The sequence below is a fragment of the Brachyspira catarrhinii genome (assembly GCF_005518285.1).
Taxonomy (GTDB): domain Bacteria; phylum Spirochaetota; class Brachyspiria; order Brachyspirales; family Brachyspiraceae; genus Brachyspira; species Brachyspira catarrhinii.
Genome location: NZ_SJDU01000951.1, coordinates 1 through 225 on the forward strand (window position 1 = coordinate 1; position 225 = coordinate 225).

A 225-nucleotide genomic window follows, 5' to 3' on the forward strand; every position below is an offset into this window, starting at 1 on the left:
TTGCGCGGTTAAAGTTCCTTCGTATTCTGCTATATAACCGCCAGTTTCATATACTGTTCCGCTTTCCGTCAATAGAGGTCCGCCAGTCATACCCGTATATAAATAAAAGGTTATTTCGGTTTCGGAGTTGAAGGTTATTTGAATATACGATTTGTATTTAAATCCGTCTAAATCCGTATCCTCGCTCGCTATATAACTATTACCGTCTGCGGATTTATATATTTG

At 38.2% G+C, this 225-nt stretch carries 1 protein-coding gene; it reads right to left on the bottom strand.

Translation table 11 applies throughout. The features are described 5' to 3' along the window. The coding region (locus EZH24_RS14695) for a hypothetical protein (protein WP_161976229.1) at positions 1–225 on the bottom strand (225 nt) is incomplete at both ends.